The following is a 14,520-nucleotide window of genomic DNA, read 5'->3' as shown; positions in this document are numbered from 1 at the left end:
GCGGCGCCGATGTCGATCCGCAACGACGACGTGGACTGGGACGGCTGGCCCGTCGAGGACTACCTCGCCGAGAACTACCGCGAACTGCACCCGTGCGACGCCGCGGTCATCGCCCACCACTCGGCGTACTACCGCACTCTGCCCGCCGGGGGCCTGACCCGCACGGTGGAGTTCGGCGCGGGTCCCAACCTCTATCCCTTGCTGCTGGTCTCCCCGGTCAGCGCCGGGATCGACGCGGTCGAGGCGAGCGCCGCCAACGTCGCCTATCTGCGGCGGCAGCTGGCGGCCGGTCCGGACGACAGCTGGCGCCCCTTCCACGCGCTGTGCCGACGGCTCGACCCGCGGGTCGAGGCGACGCTGCCGGGCGCGCTGGCCCGGGTGCGGGTGGTGCACGGCGACGTGCGGGCGCTGCCGTCCGGGGCGTACGAACTGGCGTCGATGCACTTCGTGGCGGAGGGGGCGAGCGAGGACTTCGACGAGTTCGCGGCCTTCTGCGGGCAGTTCGCGCGCTGTGTGGTGCCCGGCGGCCATCTGGTGGCGGCGTTCATGGAGAACCTGCCCACCTACCGCATCGGGGCCACCTCGCGCTGGCCGGGCTGCCCGGTGGACTGCGAGCTCGTCAGCCGGGTGTTCGCGCCGCTGACCGATGAGTTGGACGTCACGAGGATCGACGCCGACCCGACGCTGCCGGAGTACGGGGATACCGGGATGGTGCTGCTGACAGGGCGAACGCGGTCTCGGCCAGAGCGAGGTGGCTGACGGACTTCGGGACGTTGCCGAGCTGGCGCCCGGCGGCCGGGTCCCACTGCTCGGCGAGGAGCCCCACGTCGTTGCGCACGGCGAGGACGTGCTCGAACGTCTCGCGGCCCTTGCGGACATGGCCGGTCGCCGCGAGGGTATCCGCATACCACAAGGAGCAGGAGACGAACGCTCCTTCACGACCGGCCATGCCGTCCACGGGATGCACCCCTTCGTCGCCGGGTGCGTAGCGGTGCAGGAAGCCGTCTTCCTCGAGGGCCCGCAGGGCGTGGACCGTACCCCGTACCCGCGGGTCCTGTGCGGGCAGGAAGCCGAGCCGGGGCATGAGCAGGGCGCTGGCGTCCAGGGCGGTGGAACCGTAGGACTGCACGAAGGAGCCCTGCCTCGGATCCCAGCCGTCCCGGCAGACCTGCCGGTGGACCTCCTGGCGCATGGCCCACCACTGGGCGGAGGAGCCGTTGCGGCCCAGCAGTTTTCCCATGCGCAGGGCGCGGTCGGCGGCCACCCACGCCATGACCTTGGAGTGCACGAAGTGGCGGCGCGGCCCGCGCACCTGCCACACGCCCTGGTCGGGCTCGTTCCAGTGGCGCAGCAGGAAACCCATCAGCGCCTCGACCAGCTCCCACACATGGGCCGGCATCGGGATGCCCGCCCGCAGGGACTGGTAGAGAGTGTCCAGCACCTCGCCGTAGACGTCGAGCTGGAACTGGCCCGCGGCCGAGTTGCCGAACCGGACGGGGCGTGAGCCCTCGTAGCCGTCCAGCCAGTCCGCCTCGGTCTCGTGCAGCAGCCGCTGGCCGCACACGCCGTAGCCGTTCTGCAGATCGGCGGGGTCGCTGGCGACGGTGCGCACCAGCCAGCCCAGCCAGTCCACCGCCTCCTCGCGGTAGCCGCTGCGCAGCAGACAGGACAGGGTCAGCGTGGAGTCGCGCAACCAGCAGTAGCGCTGGTCCCAGTTGCGCTCGCCGCCGACGCAGCCGGGCAGCGAGGTGGTGGGGGCGGCCACGACGCCGCCGGTGGGGGCGTAGGTGAGGGCCTTGAGCGTGATCAGGGAGCGCACTACGGCGTCCCGCCAGGGACCCTGGTAGCGGCAGCGGCCGGCCCAGCCGCGCCAGTGGTCGGCGGTCTCCTTCAGCAGGGTCTCCGCCGGCACGGCGAGCGAGCGCGGCGGCTCGGTGTGGTGCGAGGGTGCCCAGGCCAGGAAGAGGGCGACCCGCCGGCCCGCGGGGACGGTGAGGTCGGCGACGGTGGCGTGCGCGTCGCCGGACAACTGCCCCTCACCGTCGATGCGCAGCCACACCGCGTCCGGCCCGGCGACGGCGACGGTGCACCCGTCGATCCCGCGCACCCAGGGCACGACTCTGCCCTGGTGGAAGCGCAGCCGAAGTTCGCTGCGCAGCGACACCTCGCCCACCACGCCCTCCACGATCCGCACGAGGCAGGGCAGGGGCGAGCCGGGCGGCATGAAGTCCGTGACCCGCGCGACACCGGTCGGGGTGCGCCACCAGGTGTCCAGCACGAGTGTGTCGGGCCGGTAGGCCCGTCCCGCGCAGGTGCCGGCGCCGGTGGTCGGGGCGAGGCGCCAGAAGCCGTTGTCGGGCGTCCCCACCAGAGCGGCGAGGCAGGCGGGTGAGTCGAAGCGGGGCAGGCACAGCCAGTCGATGGAGCCGTCGCGGCCGACCATGGCCGCGGTGCCCATGTCGCCGAGCAGGGCGTAGTCCTCGATGGGGGTCATGGTGTCCTGCCTCCCGCCGGGCCCTCCTGGGCGACGTGAGGCGTCTCCCTGCAGCCGGCCCACCACCGGGCCACCACATGCTCGACCCGGTCGCCGTCGGCGGAGTGGTCCGGTGTCCCGATGCGGTCGGCGGGGGCCGGGAGCTGTGCCCAGACCCACCAGTGGACGCCCTCCCACCAGGGCAGACCGGTGAAGGCTCGCAGCAGCGTCTCGTAACCGGCGGCCTGTTGCGCGGTCCCGGCCGTGTCGGCACCCACCGGCCCGCAGCGCACGCCGGTGAACCCGGCCTGCGAGAAGAGGACGGAACGGCCGGTGCGGACGGCGAACTCGCCGAGGGCGTCGCGGATGGGCCGCCATGCCAGGGTGAGCGCCTGCACGTCCCCGTGCGGTCCCGCGGGTGGCGGCTGGTGCACGTCCACGCCGATCATGTCCACCGCGTCCCAGAAGGCGACGTGCTCGTACTCCTCCAGGTGCGCCGCGTAGAGCAGCGAGCCGCCGTAGACGACACGCGTGCGTTCGATCAGCGCGAGCCAGCGGTCGCGGTCGTCCACCGTGCCCGCGAGTTCGGTTCCCACGGCGAACGCGTCGGCGCCGTAGCGGGCCGCGAGTCGCGCGTAGTGCCCGATGAACTCCGCGTAGGCGGCGAACCAGCGAGCGCGCCGGGCGGGGCGGATCGTTCCGCGGTCCCCGGCGTCGTCGAGGTCGAGATGGGGCTTGAGCAGGGCGTTCAACCCGTGCGCGTGGGCCAGGTGGATCATCCGCGCGACCCCCTCGTCGGTGGGTGTGCTGCGGGTCGGGCGGATGAGGTCCGCCATGGCGGTCGGCTGGTACCAGGTGGGGGTGAGCTGTACCCAGTTGGCGCCCGACCGCGCGATCCGGAGCAGGTGCTCGGCGGCGCGCGGATCGTCGTAGCCGTCACGGGCGTAGCTCGGCAGTGCGAAGCCGCGCTGGCGGGGCAGGGCGCAGGGCGCGGGAACGAGGGCATCGTCGCCAGGTTCCAGCAGGTAGGGATGATGCATGGCGGTCACCTCGCCGCCCATCGCCGCGATCGCGGGGCTCACCGTATCCGTATCTTGTACGTTTACGTCGTATACAGACAGAATGGCGCTCCGCACGCGTAAGGTCAAGTCACGAGGAGGGCTGTGCATGGCGAAGAACCCCGACACCACCCCGGCGCGGCGCGCCAGCGACCGGGGGCGTTACGGACGGCTGAGCCGGGAGCGGGTGCTGGCCAGCGCACTGGAACTGGTCGACCGCGAGGGCCTGGGCGCCCTGAGCATGCGGCGGCTGGGCGCGGAACTCGGTGTCGAGGCGATGGCCCTGTACCGGTACGCGGAGGGCAAGGAAGCCCTGCTGGACGGCCTGGTCGAGGCGATTCACCTGGAGCTGCACGAGCGCCTGACCGCCGAGGAGCCGGCCCCGGACGCGCCGTCCGACTGGCGCGCGGAGCTGCACCGCTTCGCGCGGACGCTGTACGACGTGTGTCTGGCCCACACCCACGCCGTGCCGCTGCTGACCACCCGGCTGCTGGCCGTGCCGATGGCTCGCAGGCCGCTGCCGGTGCTCCGCACCCATGAGCGGGTGCTCGCCCTGCTGGAGGAGGCTGGACTGGACGAGGCCGGGACGGCCGACGCCTTCCAGGCCTGCCTCGCCTGGCTGCTCGGCTACGTCTCGGTCGAGTTGCGTCCCATGGTGGACAACCCCGACGAGCCCGACCCGGCCTTCCGTCTGGGCCTGCACCGCCTGCCGCCGCAGGAACTGCCCACCCTGCGCCGCATCGCGCCGACGCTCGCCGAACGGGGCGGCCCCGAAGGGCTGGCGGCCGGCCTCGACGCGCTCCTCGACCGCTTCACGGACAGCGCGTCCGCCGCGCGCGGAACGCGGTAGCGGGGACACGCCCACCGATCCCGCGCGCGGGCACCCCTGGACGGGCGGCGGCCCGGCCGTCCGGGTCGGGTGTGCCTCGGCCGGCCCTCACCAGAGCTTGTCGATCCTCCCCGAGTGCAGCGCGATACGGCTGTCGCGGAACGACGGCTCCGCCGCGCGGCTGCCGGCGGTGAAGAAGCAGGCCATGGTCACCTTGTCGAAGGCCGACCAGTCGCTCGGGAACGGCGACTCGGCCGTCCCGCCGACCAGGACGGTGCCGGGCAGCAGCCGCCAGCCGGCGCTCTCGTAGAACGCCTGCAGCGGGCGGTCGCAGGTGAACAGGCCGACCTCCAGGCCCTGCCCCGCCATCGCCTCCCGCGCGGTGCTCACCAGGTGTCTGCCGTGGCCCCGGCCGCGCGCCTCGGGCCGCGTGACCACCGTGCTCAGCCCGCCGGCCGCCCAGCGCCGCCCGGCGTGCGTGATCTCCTTGGTCAGCACGTCCAGCGCCGCCAGCACCGTGTCACCCGATACGAGCAGCATGGACACCGGCCGCAGCGCGGGGTCGTGGACGGGGGCGAGGGACGCGGCCGACGCCTCGTCCGAGGACGGCCAGGCGGCTTCCTGCAGCGCCCGCACCTGCCGCCGCAGCCCGGCCGGGACGGCCTCCTCGGGGTAGGTCAGAACCGTCGCTTCCGCGGGGACGGGGATCACCGCGCTCCTTCCGTCGGGGCCGTCGTACAGGGTAACGGCACCGCGATCATGCCGTGAGGGACCATCCCCGGGTGCGGGCCCGCACGGCGAGCCGTGTGCCGAACGGCCACCGGACGTCGTCACGTCCCGGAAAGCCGAGCGCCGACCGGTGACGGGACGTCACGTCCCGGACTGGGCGCCCTCCCGTGCGGTCAGCACCGTGTGGATCAGCCGGGCCCCGGCGCGCGCCGTGCGGTGGTCCGCGTCGAGCCCCGGGTTCAGCTCGGCGATGTCGCACAGCGCCAGCTTGCCGCCGGCGGCGACCCGGGCGCAGACCCGCTCCACGACCTCCATCGCGACCCCGTACGCGGCCGGCGCGCTGACGCCCGGCGCCGTGCCGGCGGGCAGGACGTCGAGGTCGACGCTGAGGTGGACCACATCGCACGAGGCGAGGAACTCGTCCACGAACCGGTCGGTCCGGGGCCGGTCGAGCGGCCCGCAGTCGGTGTCCGGCAGATACCGCACCCCGAGCCCCGCCGCCGTGCGGAACAGCCGCTGTGTGTTGCTGGGCCGGCTGATGCCCAGCACCCAGTAGTTCAGCGCCCGTCCACGCCCGGCCTCGTCCCGCGCCATCTGCAGGAACGGGGTGCCGGAGCTGGGCACGGGATCGTCGCGCAGATCGAAATGGGCGTCGAGGTTCAGCACCCCGATCCGCGCGCCGCCCCGGACCGCGCGGCTCGCGACCAGGCCCTGGTAGCTGCCGTGGGCGACCTCGTGACCGCCGCCGAGCACGACGACGGGGACACCCCGGTCGACCAGCGGGGTGACCACCCGGCCGAGCCGGCGCTGGCCCTCCTCCAGGTCGCCGTCGGTGACGGCGACATCGCCCGCGTCCAGGGCACGCAGCGGGTGCGGGAGAGCCATGGAGGCCAGGGCGCGGCGCAGTGCGGAGGGACCATCCGCCGCGCCCCGGCGGCCTTGGTTGCGACGGACCCCCTCGTCGCAGGAGAAACCGACGAACGCGGCGTCGTACGCGGCGCCTTCGTCGTGGGTCGCGCCCGAGTCCGGTACGACCGCGTGGTGCCAGCGCAGGGTGTCGGCGCCCGGACCGTCGTCGCGGCCCGTCCAGGGCGCGGGCGGCACGTCGACGACGGGGGTCCGCGAGGTGCTCAGGGTGCCGCTCACTTCTCGTCCGTCTCCGCCATCGGGATGCGCACCCCGCGGTCCTTGGCGACCGTGGCGGCGTGCTCGTAGCCGGCGTCGACGTGCCGGATGACTCCCATGCCGGGGTCGTTCGTCAGCACCCGCGACAGCTTCTGGGCAGCCAGCTCGGTGCCGTCGGCGATGCAGACCTGGCCGGCGTGGATCGAGCGGCCCATGCCGACGCCGCCGCCGTGGTGGACGGACACCCAGGAGGCACCGGAGGAGGTGTTGACGAGCGCGTTGAGCAGCGGCCAGTCGGCGATGGCGTCGGAGCCGTCGAGCATCGACTCGGTCTCGCGGTACGGCGAGGCCACCGAACCGGAGTCGAGGTGGTCGCGGCCGATCGCGACCGGGGCGGACAGTTCACCGGAGGCGACCATCTCGTTGAACTTCAGGCCCGCGCGGTGCCGTTCGCCGTAGCCGAGCCAGCAGATCCGGGCGGGCAGGCCCTCGAACGCGACGCGCTCGCCCGCCAGCCTGATCCAGCGGTGCAGGTGGTCGTTGTCCGGGAACAGCTCCAGGATGGCCTTGTCCGTGGCCTCGATGTCCTTCGGGTCGCCGGACAGGGCGGCCCAGCGGAACGGGCCGAGGCCCTCCTCGAACAGCGGGCGGATGTGGGCCGGGACGAAGCCGGGGAAGGCGAAGGCGCGCTCGTAGCCGGCCTTGCGGGCCTCGTCGCGGATGGAGTTGCCGTAGTCGAAGACCTCGGCGCCCTTGTCCAGGAAGCCGACCATGGCCTCGACGTGCCGGGCCATCGACCAGCGGCTGCGCTCGGTGAACGCGGCCGGGTCCCGCTGCGCCAGCTCGTGCCGGTCGGCAAGGCTCACCCCGATGGGCAGGTACGACAGCGGGTCGTGGGCGGAGGTCTGGTCGGTGACGATGTCGATCGGCGCGTCCATCCGCAGCAGCTGCGGGAACACCTCGGCGGCGTTGCCCTCCAGGCCGATCGACAGCGCGCGGCCCGCCTCCTTGGCCTCGATGGCGAGGCTCAGGGCGTGGTCGAGGTCCTTCGCGGCGATGTCGAGGTAGCGGTGCGCGATCCGGCGCTCGATCCGGGTCGGGTCGACGTCGACGCAGATCGCGACGCCCTCGTTCATGGTGACGGCGAGCGGCTGGGCGCCGCCCATGCCGCCGAGACCCGCGGTGAGCGTGATCGTCCCGGCGAGGCTGCCGCCGAACTTCTTGCGGGCGACGGCGCCGAACGTCTCATAGGTGCCCTGGAGGATGCCCTGGCTGCCGATGTAGATCCAGGAACCGGCCGTCATCTGGCCGTACATGGTCAGGCCCTCGGCCTCCAGGCGGCGGAACTCCTCCCAGTTCGCCCAGTCGCCGACCAGGTTGGAGTTGGCGAGCAGCACGCGCGGCGCCCACTCGTTCGTGCGCATCACGCCGACCGGCTTGCCGGACTGCACCAGCAGCGTCTCGTCGTTCTTCAGCGTCTTCAGGGTGCGCACGATGGCGTCGTACGCGGGCCAGTCGCGCGCGGCTTTGCCGGTGCCGCCGTAGACGACGAGGTTCTCCGGGTGTTCGGCGACCTCCGGGTCGAGGTTGTTCATGAGCATCCGGAGCGCGCCCTCCTGCTGCCAGCCGAGGCAGTTCAGGTCGGTGCCGCGGGGGGCGCGGATGGTGCGGGAGTCAGGGGAAACGCCGGTCATGGTGCCTCCAGGGGAAGTCGCGTCCGGGCAGGCCGAAGGGCGAGCCGAACAGGCGGAAGGGGGATGTTGCCGACAAGCTGAGGCCGGGGCGACACCTTCCATGACAGGCGAGGCGGCGGTTCGGAACCAGCTCCCCGGTCCCGCTTTCTCGCATCCGAGACGGCTACGGCGTGAGGGCGGCCGGGAACGCCGCTCGCAAGAGGGCAGGCGCACCGGGGCGCGGACGGGGCCGCGGCCTAGAATTCCGGCCGGACCCGAACACGCGACGAGGACGGTGAGCGGCTTGACCGCAAGGGATGCGGAGCTGGCCCGGCTGTACCACGAGCGGACCGCCGGCTCGCTGCCGGCGTACCAGCGCGTGAAGGACCTCGTCACCGAGCAGATCACCAGCGGGCGGTGGCGCGAGGGGGACGCGCTGCCCTCGGAGAACCGGTTCGTGGAGTCGCTCGGGCTGTCCCGCATGACGATCAACCGGGCGCTCAGGGAGCTGAGCACGCAGGGGGTGCTGCGCCGCGTCATGGGCGTGGGCACCTTCGTGGCCCGGGGCAAGGGCACGTCCGCGCTGGTCGAGGTGCACGACATCGCCGAGGAGGTCCGCCGCCGCGGCCACCGCCACCGGGCACGGGTGCTCCAGCTGAGCGAGGAGGAGGCGGGCCCGGACCTGGTCGCCCAGTTCGGGCTGGGCGCGCGGCGCACCGTCTTCCACTCGCGGGTGGTGCACGTCGAGGACGACGTGGCGATCCAGCTGGAGGACCGGTACGTGCACCCGCGGTTCGCGCCCGGCTACCTCGACCAGGACTTCACGCGGCGCACCCCGAACGCGTTCCTGTCCGAGGTCGCGCCGCTGGACCGGGGCGAGCACATCGTGGAGGCCGTGCTGCCGTCGCCGGAGGAGGCCGCCCTGCTGGGCAGCGGGCGGTCCGAGCCGTGCCTGCTGATCCAGCGCCGCACCTGGTCGCACGACGCGCTGGTGAGCGTCGCGCGGCTGCTGCATCCCGGGTCGCGCTACCGCTTGCAGGGCACGTTCGAGGCGCGCTGAGGGCGCCGGACTCCCCTGCGACCGCTCAGGGCGCCCGGCCCGACACGGCGGTCGTCAGCCGCGCCGCCCCCTGGCGGAGCACGTCGCGGACGTACTCCTCGTCGTGCCGTGAGTAGTGCCGCCGCCAGGTGCTGCTGAGCGCGGCTACCGGCAGGGCGTTGTGGTCGAAGGCCGCGACCCCCACCGAGCGGAACCCCTCCGACACCAGCTCGACCTCCTCCGACCAGCCCCGCTCCCGGTCCTGCGCGAGCAGCGCGAGCAGTTCGGTGAGCGAGCGGGGGCCCTTGCCGGTGCGGGTGACGAGATCCCCGGGGCGCGGGAAGAGCGCCCGGACCTGGGCCGGTGGCGAGTACGCGAGGACGGCCCGTCCGCTGGCCGTCAGATGGGCGGGCAGGCGTACGCCGATGTCGGTGACGAGGGCTCCGTCCACGTCCGCCGACCACCCGCTCGGCGGCCGCTCCTTGAGCAGGTAGACGGTCTCGGCGCCGTACAGGACTCCGAGATGGACGGTCTGCCCGAGGCGCGCGGCGAGCGTGCGCAGGACGGGCCGCGCCAGCCGCTCGAGCGGCTCGTGGCGCAGATAGGCCGAGCCGATCTCGAAGGACGCGACCCCGAGTCCGTACGCCTGCTCCTTCGGCACGTACGACACGAAGCCGCGGTCCACGAGGACGTTCAGTATGTGGTAGGCCGACGAGCGGGGTATGCCCAGGTCACGGGCGAGCGCGGCGACCCGTACGGGCCGGGAGCGGCCGGCGAGATGCAGCAGGATGTCGAGCGCGCGCCCGACGGCGGGCGAAGTGCTGCTCCATGTGGTCGCGTGTCCGGTCATTGGTCCACCTCTTGACCCTCCTGTCTATACAGGAATATACAGGGGCCGCGATCGGGCCGCCGAGGGCCGCAGGCAGGCACCTCCCGCCCGCTCCTCCCCGGCGGCGTGGCTCGCGCTGCTGGGCTCGGTGTACGCGCTGTGGCTGCGTCCGCGGCTGCGCGCCGGAGCCGCAGCGACGGTCGGCGAAACGTCTGGGATACCGGACACCAACTCCGCCGAGACCGTCGCGGCGCGGCGCTGACATGGGAGTTCATGGAGTCATGAACGTGGAAGTGAATGTCGGTCCCCTGTCCCCCGAAGACGTCGTCGCGGTGGCCCGCCACGACGCACCCGTCGTACTCGCCCAGGACGCGCTGAAGGAGATCGCGCGCAGCCGTGAGGTCATCGAGGGCCTCGCGGACGACGCGGTGCCCCACTACGGGGTCTCCACCGGGTTCGGGGCCCTGGCCACCCGGCACATCCCGACCGCGCTGCGCGCACAGCTCCAGCGCAGCCTGGTCCGCTCGCACGCCGCGGGCTCCGGGCCCGAGGTCGAGCGCGAGGTCGTCCGCGCGCTGATGCTGCTGCGTCTGTCGACGCTCGCGACGGGCCGTACCGGGGTGCGGGTCGAGGTCGCCGAGACCTACGCGGCGCTGCTGAACGCCAGGATCACGCCGGTGGTGCACGAGTACGGCTCGCTCGGCTGCTCCGGCGACCTCGCACCGCTCGCGCACTGCGCGCTCGCCGTGATGGGCGAGGGCCGGGTGCGGGACGCGAACGGCGCACTGCGCGACGCCGCCGACGCGCTCGCCGAGGCCGGGATCAGCCCGGTGGTGCTCAGCGAGAAGGAGGGGCTCGCCCTCATCAACGGCACCGACGGCATGCTCGGCATGCTCGTCCTCGCCTGTCACGACCTGCGGGGCCTGGTGCGGGTCGCCGACATCACCGCCGCGATGAGCGTCGAGGGGCAGCTCGGCACGGACGCGGTGTTCGCCGCCGACCTCCAGGCGCTGCGGCCGCACCCCGGGCAGGCCGACAGCGCCGCCAACCTGCGGTCGCTGCTCGCCGGTTCGGGCATCATGGCGAGCCACCGGGGTCCCGAGTGCACCCGCGTGCAGGACGCCTACTCGCTGCGCTGCTCGCCGCAGGTGCACGGCACCGTGCGGGACACGCTGGCGCACGCCGAGCTCGTCGCCTCCCGTGAGCTGGCGAGCGCGGTCGACAACCCCGTCGTCACGCTCGACGGGCGGGTGGAGTCCAACGGCAACTTCCACGGGGCGCCGGTCGCCGCCGTACTGGACTTCCTCGCCATCTCGGTGGCGGACCTGGCGTCGATCTCCGAGCGGCGCACGGACCGGTTCCTGGACACGGCCCGCAACCACGGGCTGAACGCGTTCCTCGCCGACGACCCCGGCGTCGACTCCGGACACATGATCGCCCAGTACACGCAGGCCGCCATCGTCTCGGAGCTGAAGCGGCTCGCCGCGCCGGCGTCCGTCGACTCGATCCCCTCCAGCGCCATGCAGGAGGACCACGTCTCGATGGGCTGGTCCGCCGGGCGCAAGCTGCGCCGCGCCGTGGACGGTCTCACCCGGGTCCTCGCCGTCGAGCTGTACACGGCCGCCCGCGCCCTCGACCTGCGCTCCCCGCTCGACGCCGCGCCCGGCACGGCCGCGGTGCGCGACGGCCTGCGCGAGGTCGTGGCGGGACCCGGCCCCGACCGCTGGCTGGCGCCCGAGATCGAGGCCACGTTCGCCTACGTCTCCTCCGGCGCCGCCGTGTCCCGGGCGGAGGCCGCGGTGGGCACCCTGGCGTGACCCACGCGGGACCACCGTGCCCGCGCCCCGGCCCGCCGTCCTGGCGGACCGGGGCCGCGCGCGTTCAGTCGGCAGGGCGGCGGGCCGTGATCACGTAGTAGTCGAGGAGCCCGTCGCGGTACGCGCCGAGGAAGTTGCGCGGCCAGCCGGCGGGCAGGTCGACGCCGGCGAGGAAGTGGTCGAAGCCGGGCCAGACGTGCTCGCCGATCGACTCGGCGCACACGTCGGCGAAGCCCGCGGCGCGCAGGGCGCCGAGCAGCGTGGGGAGCGGGTGCGGCTGGTCCAGGCCGGTCGCGAAACTGTCCAGGCGCTCGGCGAGGGCCGCGGCCTTCGCGGGGTCGGCGTCGGGCACGAAGAAGCTGGTGACCGCCAGCCGTCCGGCCGGGCCCAGCACGCGGGCGGACTCGCACGCGAAGGCGGTCAGATCACGGAAGTGCTGCGCGGCCTCGACCGAGTACAGACGGTCGAACTCACCGTCCCCACACGGCATCCGCTCGGCCGCGCCGCGGACGAACCGCAGCCGCCGCGGGTCGCGGGCGAGCAGGTCGGCATGGGCTGCGCGGGCACGCGCCAGCTGCTCCGGGTGGACGTCCACGCCGGTCACCGCCGCGCACCCGAACTCGCTGAGCGCCAGCACCCCGCCGAGCCCGAGCCCGCAGCCGATCTCGACGGCGCGGCTGCGCCCGGCCTCGGGTGCGAGGGCCCGCAACACACGCCGGTACAGGTTCCGTTCGCTGCGCACCCGGTCCTCGGTGCTCAGGGGATGCTCGAGGGACATCCCCTGCCAGTCACCGAAGTTGATGAATCCGCCCGCGAACGCGGGCACCGAACTCAGGTCCACGGGTCCGTAGACCTCCCGCACCACCGGTGCGTTCTCCTCGTCGGCTGTTCCCGGTTCGTAGGCGGTCATGCACGCATCGTAGCGACGCCGGCACGTGCGCGAAGGCGGACCGGGACGGGTTCGCCTCCGGGAAGGGATTTCCGCCAGCTGCCCCGCCGACCCGCCCACCCGCCGCGGTGCCCGCCCCGCGTCGTGCGTCCTTCAGCGCCGTCCGCGAGGCCGCGTCCCCTCGGCGAGGGCGCACCAGGCGTCGGGCGCAGGTGAGGGACGCTGGTGTGGACGCCCGCTCCGGGCGGCGGGCCCGCCACGGCCCGCCTGCGGCACCGTCACCGGGGGTCGATCCCTGCCATGGACTCCATGGCCTCCATCGAACCGCAGGTCACAGACGTGCGGCTACGGCCCCTCCGGGCAATCCGTCTCGCATCCAAGACGGCGCGGAGCGTGTCCGTCCGCACGGCCCGGACGGACGTAGTCTCGCGCCATGTCCGTCGTACCAGCCGCCGCCCAGGTCCTCGCCATCCTCCGCTACCTCGCCGGGCAGGCCGGGCCCGTGCCGGCCGCGGCGATCAGCCGGGACGTCGGCGTGCCGCGGTCGACCACGTACCACCTGCTCGACACGCTCGCCCGTGAGGGGTTCGTGGTGCATCTGCCGGAGGAGAGGCGGTACGGCCTCGGGGTCAGCGCGTTCGAACTGGGCTCCGGGTACAGCCGCCAGGCGCCGTTCGAGCGCCTGGCCAGGGTGCCGCTCGCCCGGCTCGTGGACCGCACCGGGCACAACGCGCACCTGGCGGTGCTGCACGGCCGCGAGGTCATCTATGTGATCGAGGAACGCGCTCCCGGCCGTCCACCGCTGGTGACCGAGGTGGGCGTACGGCTGCCCGCCCACCTCACGGCCAGCGGCCGGGCCGTCCTGGCGCGTCTGCCGGCGGCGCAGGTGCGGGCCCTGTTCCCGGACGCCTCGACGTTCGTGCGCCGCAACGACCTCGGACCGACGTCGCTGTCGGCGCTGCGCCACCTGCTGACGGAGGTACGCGCGCGTGGTTACGCGACGGAGGAGGACGAGATCACCACGGGCTTCTCCTCGGTGGCCGCCGCCGTGCTGGACCACAGCGCCCACCCGATCGCGGGTGTGGCGGTCACCTTCCCCGGCGGCGAGGTCGACGAGGCACAGCGGCTGCGGATCGCCGAGGAGGTGGGCCGCGTCGCCCGCGAACTGACCCGCCGGGTGGGTGGCGTGGCGGGCTGACGCCCGCGCTCCGGGCCTTGCGGTGGGTGGCGTGACACGGATCCCCCAGCATGGATGAAGGGCCGCTCCGGATCTCTCCGAAACGGCCCTTCACCTGCGACTTCGCAAAGTCGGGACGACAGGATTTGAACCTGCGACCCCTTGACCCCCAGTCAAGTGCGCTACCAAGCTGCGCCACGTCCCGGCCGCGCCGATCCGCGGGTGTCCGCGTGATCGCGCGAACAGCACTTTACCCCACACCGGGGGCTGGGCCGAAGGGGGCGCCGACGGCACGGGACAATCGAGGCATGACAGGCACGAGCGGCACGGCATCCGAGGACGGCGCCTTCGCGCCGCGGGCGGGCGGCGGGGCCCGGGACCGGGACGGCGAGGGGCGGGCGCGCAACGCGCGGCCCCGGGACGGGCTGGGCCGGCCCCTGCCCTACGGCACCCCGGGCGTGGCCCGGCAGCCGGAGGGGGTGGTGCGCGCCCCGGAGGAGTCCGTGGCCGAGGCACAGGCGCTGCTGGACGAGGGCAAGCCGTTCCACGCGCACGAGGTGTTCGAGGACGCCTGGAAGTCGGGTCCGGAGCGGGAACGGACCCTGTGGCGGGGGCTCGCCCAGCTCGCGGTGGGCCTCACGCACGCGGCGCGCGGGAACGCCACCGGCGGGGCGCGGCTACTGCGGCGCGGCGCGGGCGCCGTCGAGGAGTGGGCGGCGGACACGGGTGAGGGACGGCCGTACGGCATGGAGCTGGGCTCTCTCGCGGCCTGGGCACGGGAGCTGGCCGCCGTGGTGGAGGCCGGCGGCGGGCCCGTGGACGCCCGGGAGCGGGCACCCCGGCTGCGCTGACCGGCGGGCGGTGCGGTCACTGTCGGTGGCG

13 protein-coding genes and 1 tRNA gene are annotated in these 14,520 nt (G+C 73.8%); 6 read left to right on the top strand and 8 right to left on the bottom strand.

Annotated features, from left to right (window positions below):
• The first annotated feature begins 9 nt into the window (after positions 1 to 9).
• Entirely contained in the window at positions 10 to 759 is a 750-nt protein-coding gene (locus ACZ67Q_RS03420; protein ID WP_471175691.1) for a class I SAM-dependent methyltransferase, read from the top strand.
• On the opposite strand, the gene ACZ67Q_RS03415 is transcribed toward ACZ67Q_RS03420, so the two are convergent.
• Positions 659 to 2,494 carry a glycoside hydrolase family 15 protein gene (locus ACZ67Q_RS03415; protein ID WP_471175689.1) on the bottom strand — a complete coding sequence of 612 codons (1,836 nt, stop codon included), beginning with the start codon at positions 2,492 to 2,494 and terminating at the stop codon, positions 659 to 661. The genes ACZ67Q_RS03420 and ACZ67Q_RS03415 overlap by 101 nt on opposite strands.
• A complete protein-coding gene (locus ACZ67Q_RS03410; RefSeq protein ID WP_471175687.1) occupies positions 2,491 to 3,555 on the bottom strand; it encodes a glycoside hydrolase family 113 in 1,065 nt (354 codons plus the stop codon). Before ACZ67Q_RS03410 ends, ACZ67Q_RS03415 begins: the two co-directional genes overlap by 4 nt.
• Positions 3,556 to 3,640: 85 nt before the next feature.
• Here ACZ67Q_RS03410 and ACZ67Q_RS03405 point away from each other — a divergent pair, with 85 nt between their 5' ends.
• The gene (locus ACZ67Q_RS03405; protein ID WP_471175685.1) at positions 3,641 to 4,381 is read left to right on the top strand and encodes a TetR/AcrR family transcriptional regulator; all 741 of its coding nucleotides are present in this window, start codon (positions 3,641 to 3,643) and stop codon (positions 4,379 to 4,381) included.
• A gap of 87 nt (positions 4,382 to 4,468) precedes the next feature.
• Here ACZ67Q_RS03405 and ACZ67Q_RS03400 read toward each other — a convergent pair whose 3' ends face one another.
• The 3 genes from ACZ67Q_RS03400 to hutU form a co-directional block, all read right to left on the bottom strand.
• On the bottom strand, positions 4,469 to 5,071 hold the full coding sequence (locus ACZ67Q_RS03400) for a GNAT family N-acetyltransferase (protein ID WP_471175683.1): 603 nt from the start codon (positions 5,069 to 5,071) through the stop codon (positions 4,469 to 4,471).
• 159 nt (positions 5,072 to 5,230) lie between these two features.
• The gene (hutG, locus tag ACZ67Q_RS03395) at positions 5,231 to 6,235 is read right to left on the bottom strand and encodes a formimidoylglutamase (protein WP_471175681.1); all 1,005 of its coding nucleotides are present in this window, start codon (positions 6,233 to 6,235) and stop codon (positions 5,231 to 5,233) included.
• Entirely contained in the window at positions 6,232 to 7,908 is a 1,677-nt protein-coding gene (hutU, locus tag ACZ67Q_RS03390; protein ID WP_471175679.1) for a urocanate hydratase, read from the bottom strand. The genes hutG and hutU overlap by 4 nt, the downstream gene beginning before the upstream one ends.
• 283 nt (positions 7,909 to 8,191) lie before the next feature.
• On the opposite strand from hutU, the gene hutC reads away from it, so the two are divergent.
• Positions 8,192 to 8,947, top strand: a complete 756-nt coding sequence (hutC, locus tag ACZ67Q_RS03385) for a histidine utilization repressor (RefSeq protein WP_471175677.1) — start codon at positions 8,192 to 8,194, stop codon at positions 8,945 to 8,947.
• A 25-nt stretch (positions 8,948 to 8,972) separates the two neighbouring features.
• Here hutC and ACZ67Q_RS03380 read toward each other — a convergent pair whose 3' ends face one another.
• Positions 8,973 to 9,776 (bottom strand): IclR family transcriptional regulator, encoded by an 804-nt coding sequence (locus ACZ67Q_RS03380; protein WP_471175675.1) that lies wholly within the window; start codon positions 9,774 to 9,776, stop codon positions 8,973 to 8,975.
• Between the two features lie 242 nt (positions 9,777 to 10,018).
• Between ACZ67Q_RS03380 and hutH the strand changes: the two genes are divergently transcribed.
• Positions 10,019 to 11,572, top strand: coding sequence for a histidine ammonia-lyase (hutH, locus tag ACZ67Q_RS03375; protein WP_471175673.1), 1,554 nt, complete (start codon positions 10,019 to 10,021; stop codon positions 11,570 to 11,572).
• A 64-nt stretch (positions 11,573 to 11,636) separates the two neighbouring features.
• On the opposite strand, the gene ACZ67Q_RS03370 is transcribed toward hutH, so the two are convergent.
• Positions 11,637 to 12,482 (bottom strand): class I SAM-dependent methyltransferase, encoded by an 846-nt coding sequence (locus ACZ67Q_RS03370; RefSeq protein ID WP_471175671.1) that lies wholly within the window; start codon positions 12,480 to 12,482, stop codon positions 11,637 to 11,639.
• 412 nt (positions 12,483 to 12,894) lie between these two features.
• On the opposite strand from ACZ67Q_RS03370, the gene ACZ67Q_RS03365 reads away from it, so the two are divergent.
• Positions 12,895 to 13,659, top strand: a complete 765-nt coding sequence (locus ACZ67Q_RS03365) for an IclR family transcriptional regulator (RefSeq protein WP_471175669.1) — start codon at positions 12,895 to 12,897, stop codon at positions 13,657 to 13,659.
• A gap of 110 nt (positions 13,660 to 13,769) precedes the next feature.
• Here ACZ67Q_RS03365 and ACZ67Q_RS03360 read toward each other — a convergent pair.
• Positions 13,770 to 13,843 (bottom strand) — tRNA-Pro (locus ACZ67Q_RS03360).
• A gap of 103 nt (positions 13,844 to 13,946) precedes the next feature.
• Between ACZ67Q_RS03360 and ACZ67Q_RS03355 the strand changes: the two genes are divergently transcribed.
• Positions 13,947 to 14,489 (top strand): DUF309 domain-containing protein, encoded by a 543-nt coding sequence (locus ACZ67Q_RS03355; RefSeq protein WP_471175667.1) that lies wholly within the window; start codon positions 13,947 to 13,949, stop codon positions 14,487 to 14,489.
• Positions 14,490 to 14,520: the final 31 nt, after the last annotated feature.

This window comes from Streptomyces sp. NPDC036813 (assembly GCF_055609245.1).
Note: the sequence above shows the minus strand (reverse complement) of the source record. Positions and strands in the feature narration are given on the sequence as shown.